We start from the raw sequence: 9515 nt of genomic DNA on the forward strand, positions 1-9515 counted from the left end.
AATACTCTAAACCAAAAGGCACCTCTCATCATCTCCAGTTCTTGTGATCGAAAGTTAGTGGACGAGCTGATATACCCATTGTATCCTCTACTACTTCTCCAGCTTTTACCACCTCATAGCCATTCACGAAAGTATACTCCACCTTATCCCTGAAGGTCACGCCCTCTAGTGGACTCCAGCCACATTTACTAGCAATATTCTCTTTACTAATAGCCCAAGTGCTACTAGGGTTTACTAAAACAATATCAGCATAGTAACCTTCTCGTATAAAGCCACGTTCTTCTACCTCAAATAATGTAGCAGGATTGTGGCACATACACGCTACCACTCGCTCTAGTGTGAATACCCCCTCCCTTACCAGCTCAAGCATCATCAATAGAGAGTGTTGCACCAATGGTCCACCCGAGGCTGCTTTTAACGCTCCACCCTCTTTCTCACTCAGTAAGTGTGGGGCATGATCTGTAGCCACGATATTGAGGCGCCCATCCCTGACGGCAGCTCTAAGAGCCTCCCTATGCTCCACCCCCTTTACAGCGGGGTTCCATTTGATACGGGTTCCAAGACGTGCATAGTCTTCATCAGTAAACCATAAGTGGTGCACACATACCTCCCCTGTGATAAGCTCCGAAGCATCTAACAATGAGATTTCATCAGCTGTGCTTAAGTGGAGGATATGTAATTTGGCTCCACTCTCAGTTGCGAGTTGAGCAGCCTTCTGGCTACTTGCATAGCACGCTTCAGCACTTCTTATTATGGGGTGCCATTCTACACCAGCATCCTCTCCATGGTTCTCTATGACTTTTGTCTTATTGCGCTGTATCACCTCCTCGCTCTCACAGTGGGTGGCAATAAGCAATGGAGACTGTTCAAAGATATTCTTAAGTGTTTCCTCTCTATCCACCAGCATATTACCAGTTGAAGCCCCCATAAAGACCTTGACACCAGGCGTATACTTTAAATCCAACTGATTTAGAAGTTCGCTATTGTCATTGGTAGCGCCAAAGTAGAATGCATAATTAGCATACGAATGGTCGCGCCCTCGCTCCATCTTATCCTTCCAAGCCTCAAGCGTGGTGGTTTGCGGATTACAGTTGGGCATCTCCATATAACTGGTCACGCCACCCAATACAGCCGCTCTGCTCTCCGTGGATATATCACCTTTATACGTGAGACCAGGCTCACGAAAATGCACCTGATCATCAATCACCCCTGGCAAACATAGTAAACCCTCCGCATCTATCACCCTATCGGCATCTGGAAGTGCCTCACTCTTCCGATATATTTTCGCAATCCTCTCGCCCCTTATCAATAGCGAGGCTCCCTCCAGGCGTGCACCCTCGTTGACTATTGTTGCTCCTTTGATTAAAGTATCCATAGCTACTTCCTTTCTATTGTCCCCTTCTGTGGAAACTTTCGCACCCAACTCCACCAACGAAGTTTCATTACTCCAAAGAACGCTTCTCCAAAGATACTCGTATTCATCTTGCTCGTACCCAGCACACGATTCACAAAGATAATCGGCACTTCTTTAAGGACAAAGCCGCATAATAGTGCAGTGTACTTCATCTCTATCTGGAAGCCATAGCCCTTGAAACGTACATCATCAAGGTCAATGGTTCTCAATACCTCTGCTTTGTAGCATACAAAACCTGCCGTTGCATCATTGATACCCATCCCTGTTACTACACGGACATACTTAGAGGCGAAGTAAGACATCAATACACGACCTAGTGGCCAGTTCACCACATTTACACCGTTAACGTATCGCGAGCCAATTGAGAGATCCGCACCCTCCTCAGCACAAGCCCTATAGAGTCTAATCAAATCCTCAGGATTATGGCTGAAGTCGGCATCCATCTCTAGGATATAGTCATACCCCTGCACCAGTGCCCATTTAAAACCAGCAATATAGGCTGTCCCGAGTCCCTGCTTGCCCTGTCGTTGGAGGATATGAATCCGCTGAGGATACTCCTCCATAAGCTTAAACACCTCTGCAGCTGTTCCGTCGGGCGAATTATCATCTACGACCAAGACATCAAACGCCAGCTCTAGGCTCATCACAGCCTCGAGTATGGCGCGAATATTTTCAATCTCATTGTAAGTCGGAATGACCACCAACCGTCTATCCTCTATTTCCATCTTTTCTGATCCTCTTTTTTCAACGCCCTATCCTTGGCAAATACCGAATAAATATAAAATACTGTACCAACAGCCAAGATAACTAGCCACGAACTCGACCCCTGTATCATAAACCCTCCCGATACAATAAACATCAATAGCCCCAAAAAGATCATGCGATCCAAACGCCTTACTCGTGCACTTCCCTCTCGTCCTCTAATAGACAGGAGTAATGCCCCCAAAGCCCCAAGCACACCACCTAATGCTATCACCCAACCAGCATATGCAGTAAGCAGTGGGAAACTATATATTATAGCCCCAATTACCACCAAAATAGGGCCTATCGTCAGTAGCACCTGCTGAAATACGGTAGAGTGCACCCTACCTTCTGGCTTGCTATTGTATTTGTTATTACTCATCAATCAAATAAATATCCTCATCCTCCTCTTTCATCAAGTAGCGTTCACGAGCAAACTTCTCCAATCTATCTCGTTCAACTACTAGAGCCTGCTTCGCAGCTGTCGCACGCTCAATACGCTCTTCCAGCTGCCTTATCTCTCGCTCTTGTCGAGCTATCTCTCTACTATACTTAAGTTGATTCCAAATACTATACTCACTAGGAATCACCACGACGATAACAAAGACAATAGTAAGGAGCAGGAAAGGGTTTACCTTCCTGAGCCATTGCCATAGCCACCCGATAGGGCGAATGATTTTACGAAAAACACTACTCATAATACACCCCAAAGATACCACAATTCAGGGACTTTGCCACAGTGTATATTGATTGGGACTTCCTCTAAACGAGAGCGAAATCAGACACTTCCAGCTCTTCCACTCTCCTCACACCAAATAATTGAAGCTTCTTCTCTTATAAAGAGGAGCAAAAGAAAAAGCTACAAGGAGCGCTTGGCACTCTTCGCAGCTTCTAATAGTTGACTCACAAGGATTCGAACCTTGACAAACAGGACCAGAATCTGTTGTGCTACCATTACACCATGAGTCAGTCATAAAGTGTGGTATCTCTACCTCTCTTACGAGCGCAAAGATACCACAAAAATCTAAACTACCAAACTTATCGAGACAAAAACTTCACTTTTTCGTTCTCAAAATCGAGTTCAATAGGCTGGTCGCTGGAGACCTGCCCCTCGAGCACAGCAACAGAGAGTGGGTTGAGCACCTCTCTTTGGATCACACGTTTTACAGGACGGGCACCATACTGAGGGTCGAATCCGAGTGTAGCGATATACTCCACAGCCCTATCCGTATATGTGAGTTGGAGGTTATTATCAGCCAAAGTCTTTACCACTCTATCCAATTGGATACGCACTACCTGAGCGATCTGCTCCTTGGTAAGCGGACGAAAGACTATTGTCTCATCAATACGATTGAGGAACTCGGGTCTGATTCGCTCTCTGAGGAGTGCCAACACCTGTCGTTCTGTCTTCTCCACCATATCAGGAGCGCCCTCCTCAAAATTACGCTGTATCACATCCGAACCCATATTAGAGGTCATTATGATAATGGTATTCTTGAAATTGACTGTTCTACCCTTATTATCAGTAAGACGTCCATCGTCAAGTACCTGAAGAAGCACATTAAAGACATCGGGGTGTGCCTTCTCTATCTCATCAAAGAGCACTACAGAGTAAGGCTTCCTGCGAATAGCTTCAGTAAGCTGTCCTCCTTCTTCATAGCCCACATATCCTGGAGGCGCTCCCACAAGGCGGGAAGCGGAGTGTTTCTCCTGATACTCGCTCATATCGATACGGGTCATCATATTTTCATCATCAAAGAGAAGCTCGGCAAGCGCCCTAGCGACCTCCGTCTTTCCTACCCCTGTAGTACCAAGGAACAAGAACGACCCTATAGGCTTCTGAGCATCTTGGAGCCCAGCCCTACTCCGTCGCACAGCGTTGGCAATAGCCTCTATTGCTTCATCCTGACCTACAACCCGCTTATGCATCTCATCTTCCAAGTGAAGTAGCTTCTCTCGTTCCGAAGTCATCATACGTGATACAGGGATATTGGTCCACTTAGACACCACCTCTGCGATATCCTCAGCATCTACGACCTCCTTAATAAGAGCGTCGTCTCCCTGAACTTCGTGTAGTTTATGCTCAGCCTCCTCAATGCCTTTCTGGAGTTCCTCCAGCTTGCCATATCGGATGATAGCCACCCGCTCATAGTTACCCTCACGCTCTGCCTGTTCTGCCTCTAGCTTTAGGCGCTCAATCTCAGCCTTATTCTGCTGAATCAGCTCCATCTGAGCCTTTTCGCTATCCCACTTACTCGTGAGTTCGGATTGCTCCGTCTTTAGCTCCGCAATCTCCTTTTCGAGGAGCGCGACCTTGGCAGTATCGCCTTCCATCTTGATGGCTTCGCGCTCTATCTCTAGCTGCTTCATCTTTCGGAGCACCTCATCCAATTCCTCAGGGAGCGAATCTACCTGCATCCTCAGTCTTGCCGCAGCCTCATCCATAAGGTCGATGGCCTTATCAGGCAAAAATCTATCGGTAATATACCTACTAGATAGGCGCACTGCAGCGATGATGGCATCGTCGAGGATACGCACCTTATGGTGGTTTTCATACCGCTCCTTGAGTCCTCGCAGAATACTAATACTTGAAAGCTCATCTGGCTCATCGACCATCACCACTTGGAACCTACGTTCGAGCGCCTTGTCTTTCTCAAAATACTTACGGTACTCATCCAATGTAGTAGCACCGATGGTACGTATTTCGCCTCTTGAAAGGGCAGGCTTGAGGATATTGGCTGCATCCATAGCACCTTCGCCTCCACCCGCACCCACGAGTACGTGAATCTCATCGATAAAGAGGATCACCTCTCCCTCAGACTTCTTCACCTCGTTAACCACACTCTTAAGCCGCTCTTCAAACTCTCCCTTATACTTGGCACCAGCCACGAGGGCACCCATATCGAGAGAGAAAATCTGTTTTGTCTTGAGGTTCTCAGGCACATCACCTCGTACGATACGCCTTGCTAAGCCTTCAGCAATAGCGGTCTTACCGACACCTGGCTCACCAATCAGTATCGGGTTATTTTTGGTACGCCTACTCAATATCTGTAGTACGCGTCGAATCTCATCGTCACGCCCGATAACAGGATCGAGCTTTCCATTCTTTGCTTTTTCGCAAAGGTTAATGGCATACTGACCCAGAGCATCGTAGGTATTGTCTGCACTGGGGTTATCCGCCTTTGCTCCGTTTCTTATATTCATAATGTTTTGTCTTAATTGTTGTGTCGTAGTACCACTGCTCTGTAGAAGTCTACCAGCAATGTCTTTTTGCTCTGCTATAGCGAGGAGCAAATGTTCCAAAGCTACATACTTATCGCCCATCTGCTCCGATAGTTTCTCAGCACTCTGAAGGAGCTTTGCAGCGTTATTACTCAGATAAGGTTCGCCACCCTGCACCTTGGGCAAATGACCAAGCTCTTGCTCGGCTTCCTGAAGCACCTTGTTAGCCTGAGGCAACACCGCCTCCACAAGATGCCCTCCACCCGTGAGGATAGCAACTAGAAGGTGCAGAGGCTCTATCGACTGCTGCCCTAGTGACTGTGCATTCTGTATCGCACTTTGCAGAATCTCCTGCGCCTTGATTGTGTATCTATCCCAATTCATATCTATTACTATTTTTACTCCTAGTTCTGCAAAACATTATCCAACTGACAAAAAGAAAGGAGTGACAGGCCAAAAGCCTGCCACTCCATGTAACATTGTCTTCAAACTCTGTCAGAAGTAATTACACATCCAGTCACTTACATAAATAACATGTCGTATCTTGCGATATGGTCTCCTACCACATCACTATTTCATCCGCAAATAGGAACTTTTGAGAGATAGGCAAGTGGTATTCTATCTTAAGATACCTCGCCATTGTATTGGGATAGAAGGTAAATGTCTCGAACCTAAGACGTGTATCCTTAGGGTCGGTCTGTGATAATACCCTATCTACCACTTGGTAATCCTTGCCATCGGCAGACACAGATAGCTCTACCCACTCAGGCATGTGTATCCAAGGTTCAATATCGTGCATACACTTTGTGCTCACTTGAGTCAGCTCAGTAGATGCTCCAAGGTCAATGACACCAATAGTACTTTGGGTGGCGGCATTGCCGAGCCAACGACCATCAAGGTAGGTAATACTCCCTCGCAGCCCGTCTAGCAAAGCAGTTTCCTCTCCTCCTGCAGGATAACCTCCACCGAGTTCGTGCTGCCACTCCACCTTTTTTCCTATCCCCTTGTGGTAATCCAGGCGTAACCGAGTAGGCTCCCCGAGCAACTGACCATCTCTAAATATCCCTGCCACAAGCGTCATACTATCACGCATGGTAAGTGTATCACCCTCTGTGTAAATGGGATCTGCCATAGTAGGTACAGTTCCATCCAAACGATAATGGATCTCATGTGGATAGAGCTCAGTGGTCATGGTTACAGAAAATTCTTGACGGTCATAATTAATCTCATGCTTGATATTAAGAAGAGAAGAGAGTGGATAACTATTAACACCTCTTGCATGTAGCTGAGGAACATGCACATTGACTCTCTTACGAAAGCTCTCCCAATCCTTCAACTCTGGTTTTGTCCACGCCACTTCTGCTAAAGCAAGTACTCTTGGGAAAAGCATGTATTGAGCATGCTCTTCATTCATAATATACTCTGTCCAAAGGTTTCCCTGTACACCATATATATACTTCTGCTCTTCAGGGGTCAGTTCACTAGAAATGGGATTATAGCTATAGGTCTTCTCCAATGGCACGAAGCCGCCTATCTGCTTTCTTTCCGATGCAGTAGGATCTTCTTGATAATAATCAAGATAAAGGTAAGTATTCGGTGTCATGATTACCTTATGCCCAGCGCGAGCAGCCGATAGTCCGCCCTTTTCTCCCCTCCAGCTCATAACAGTAGCTTTGGGAGCTAGTCCTCCCTCAAGGATTTCATCCCATCCAATAATCTGCCGTCCTTTACTATTGAGGTAGGACTCTATCCGATGAATCATATAGCTCTGAAGTTCGTCCACCTCCTTCATCCCCTCACGCTTCATCAATGCAGTACACTTGGGGCAACTCATCCAAGCAGTTTTGCTTGCTTCATCTCCTCCTATATGTATGTATTCAGAGGGGAAAATCTCCATCACCTCATCAAGTACGTGCTCCAAGAAAGTAAAACTTTCCTCATTGCCTATGCAGAAATCACTCTCATATTCAAGCGCCTTACCACTGCAGCTCAACTGAGGGAAGACATGGAGTACCTCCTCGCTGTGACCAGGCATCTCTATTTCAGGAATTACCGTGATACCGCGCTCCGCTGCGTAAGCTACGATCTCCCTAGCCTCATCTTGGGTATAGTAGCCACCATAAGCGCCAGGAGCATCCTTATCCAAATACTTTCGATCTTTCTCTATCCACCACTTCTGCCAATCTGTATCGGTTCGGTAGGCTGCCTTATCGGTAAGCTCAGGATATTGCTTTATCTGAAGCCGCCACCCAGCTGCGTCTACAAGGTGCCAGTGGAAACGATTGAATTTGTAGTACTGCATTTCATCGAGGAGCTGCTTGATAAAGTCTACACTCATATAGTGACGACTCACATCCAGCATCACTCCCCTGTACTCTAGCCGAGGAGCATCGGCAATCTTTACCTCTGCAATACCCTTATCCGTTACCAGTTGCCTAAGAGTTTGTATCGCATACCCCACTGCTGCAGTGCTACCCGCTATAATGCGCACCTTTTGAGAAGCATCTGTATCTAAGGTATAGGTATCCTCAGGCAACTCCTTATCCATAACCACTCTTATTGCTGCCTTAGCATCATTGGTTGTAAGTGCTATGGGAGACCAACCATGGGCGGATAAAGTCTCATTGAGTTGCTCTACAAGTAACTCTCTATTAGGCACCTCCTCAGGAATGGACACCATACTCTTACTATCCAATGTAAAAGCTCGTAAACTTTTCCACTCCAACTGGTTGGGGAGTGGAATTAGCGAAGGATGCTCGCTTAGCTCTTGGACGCTCGATTTATTACACGACAAGAGCAGCGCCATTAGCACTGCTCCTATCACAAAGACTCTTATCTTCATGCCTCTTTCTCTTCTATCTCAGCATCTGCAAAACGTGAAAAATACTCAGTCATAGCCTCTACTAGGAGCTCATTGGGACGAGCCGAAACAAAGCCGCATATACGTACTTCATTGGGCTCGAGGTCTAGGTCGCTACTCTTAACGCCTACCTTGATGCTATACTCATCCCACAGGAAGGTGGCAAGCTCCTCAGCATTCCCTCTATTCATGCGCACAATAAAAAATGGGGTAGCTCCATACACAACCTCAACATCGCACTTCTGCTCTAGCTTTTCGCCCAACTCCATGGAGTCTCTCAACCACTTGCGCACTGGGATAGTAAACTGTGCAGGATGAAGTAGTATAAAGCGAGTTGCTTCCAGGGCCAAGGTACTTACACATCTAGGCGTATAATTTTCATGGAAAGCACTAATACGCTCTGCCACCGCTACTGCATAGCCCACGCGGAGACCAGGGACATTGAAGGCACGTGAAAACGAACCTACAACGATAAGGTTAGGGTACTTTTTGATATCCGAAGCCTTAATATTATCCTCCACCACATAATTAGCCATCGAAAGGTCTACCACCACAGTAACCTCTGGATGCTCACGGAGCAATGTGAGGATAGATCTACGACTGAACAGCCTACCATCGGGGGTATTGGGATTACAAATCCATAGGTAATCTATACCCTCAAGATCAAGCTTACTTAAATCCTTTACCCCACGCTCCTCCTTTATGGTATGCCCTGCCCTACTGAGCGCATGGCGAAACTCCTGATTGGTAGGAGGCAATATCAGTGAAGTAGCACCCCTAGAGACACTCGCAATCAAGTGCAATGCGCCTGTGGCTCCGTCGGTAACGATGACTTGATCCTCCTTGACCTCGAGACGACGAGAAAGCAAGCGACCAATACTCTCAGCTTCTCGCTCTGGATACTCTTCGATGAGATCGATATTGGTCAGAAGATGCTCTTTCAGACCAGTTAGATCAGCTCCTTTCCATGATATAGAGCCAAAGTCATACACCTCACGAGACACTTCTGCCTGTCCCTTCTCTTTCTTATGCATATTCCCTGTAAACATGTGATTAAAAATACATTTCTCCTTTGGAGGTCAAATTTACCCATAATCCCCGACATATCACCTCTTTGGACAAAACCGACTACTCGCTCATAGACCGACAGCAAACCTCTACTCCCTACCCCACTCAAAGCTAGTATACCTCTCAGTGATTTTGACGAGCGAGAGCGAGAAAATTTATTCCTAGGAATAAATTTATTTTTCTCTAGGAATAAAAATATTTATCTGTACA

The 9515-nt window shown here is 46.5% G+C and carries 7 protein-coding genes and 1 tRNA gene; all 8 read right to left on the bottom strand.

Features of this window, described 5'->3' with window-relative positions; all coding sequences use genetic code 11:
- Positions 1-28: 28 nt before the first annotated feature.
- Positions 29-1375, bottom strand: a complete 1347-nt coding sequence (locus IX315_RS02795; protein WP_211830398.1) for a dihydroorotase — start codon at positions 1373-1375, stop codon at positions 29-31.
- A 2-nt stretch (positions 1376-1377) separates the two neighbouring features.
- Positions 1378-2139 carry a polyprenol monophosphomannose synthase gene (locus IX315_RS02800; RefSeq protein WP_018358779.1) on the bottom strand — a complete coding sequence of 254 codons (762 nt, stop codon included), beginning with the start codon at positions 2137-2139 and terminating at the stop codon, positions 1378-1380.
- Positions 2130-2537 carry a hypothetical protein gene (locus tag IX315_RS02805; protein WP_018358778.1) on the bottom strand — a complete coding sequence of 136 codons (408 nt, stop codon included), beginning with the start codon at positions 2535-2537 and terminating at the stop codon, positions 2130-2132. Before IX315_RS02805 ends, IX315_RS02800 begins: the two co-directional genes overlap by 10 nt.
- Positions 2530-2853, bottom strand: coding sequence for an FtsB family cell division protein (locus IX315_RS02810; RefSeq protein ID WP_134849083.1), 324 nt, complete (start codon positions 2851-2853; stop codon positions 2530-2532). The genes IX315_RS02805 and IX315_RS02810 overlap by 8 nt, the downstream gene beginning before the upstream one ends.
- Positions 2854-3053: 200 nt before the next feature.
- Positions 3054-3124: transfer RNA gene (locus IX315_RS02815), tRNA-Gln, on the bottom strand.
- A gap of 69 nt (positions 3125-3193) precedes the next feature.
- Positions 3194-5761 (bottom strand): ATP-dependent chaperone ClpB, encoded by a 2568-nt coding sequence (clpB, locus tag IX315_RS02820; protein ID WP_134849084.1) that lies wholly within the window; start codon positions 5759-5761, stop codon positions 3194-3196.
- A 175-nt stretch (positions 5762-5936) separates the two neighbouring features.
- The gene (locus IX315_RS02825; RefSeq protein WP_211833401.1) at positions 5937-8219 is read right to left on the bottom strand and encodes a glycoside hydrolase family 20 protein; all 2283 of its coding nucleotides are present in this window, start codon (positions 8217-8219) and stop codon (positions 5937-5939) included.
- Positions 8216-9271 (bottom strand): aminotransferase class I/II-fold pyridoxal phosphate-dependent enzyme, encoded by a 1056-nt coding sequence (locus IX315_RS02830; protein WP_156808713.1) that lies wholly within the window; start codon positions 9269-9271, stop codon positions 8216-8218. The genes IX315_RS02825 and IX315_RS02830 overlap by 4 nt, the downstream gene beginning before the upstream one ends.
- Between the last annotated feature and the right edge of the window lie 244 nt (positions 9272-9515).

The organism is Porphyromonas levii, assembly GCF_018206105.1.
Lineage (GTDB): Bacteria > Bacteroidota > Bacteroidia > Bacteroidales > Porphyromonadaceae > Porphyromonas_A > Porphyromonas_A levii.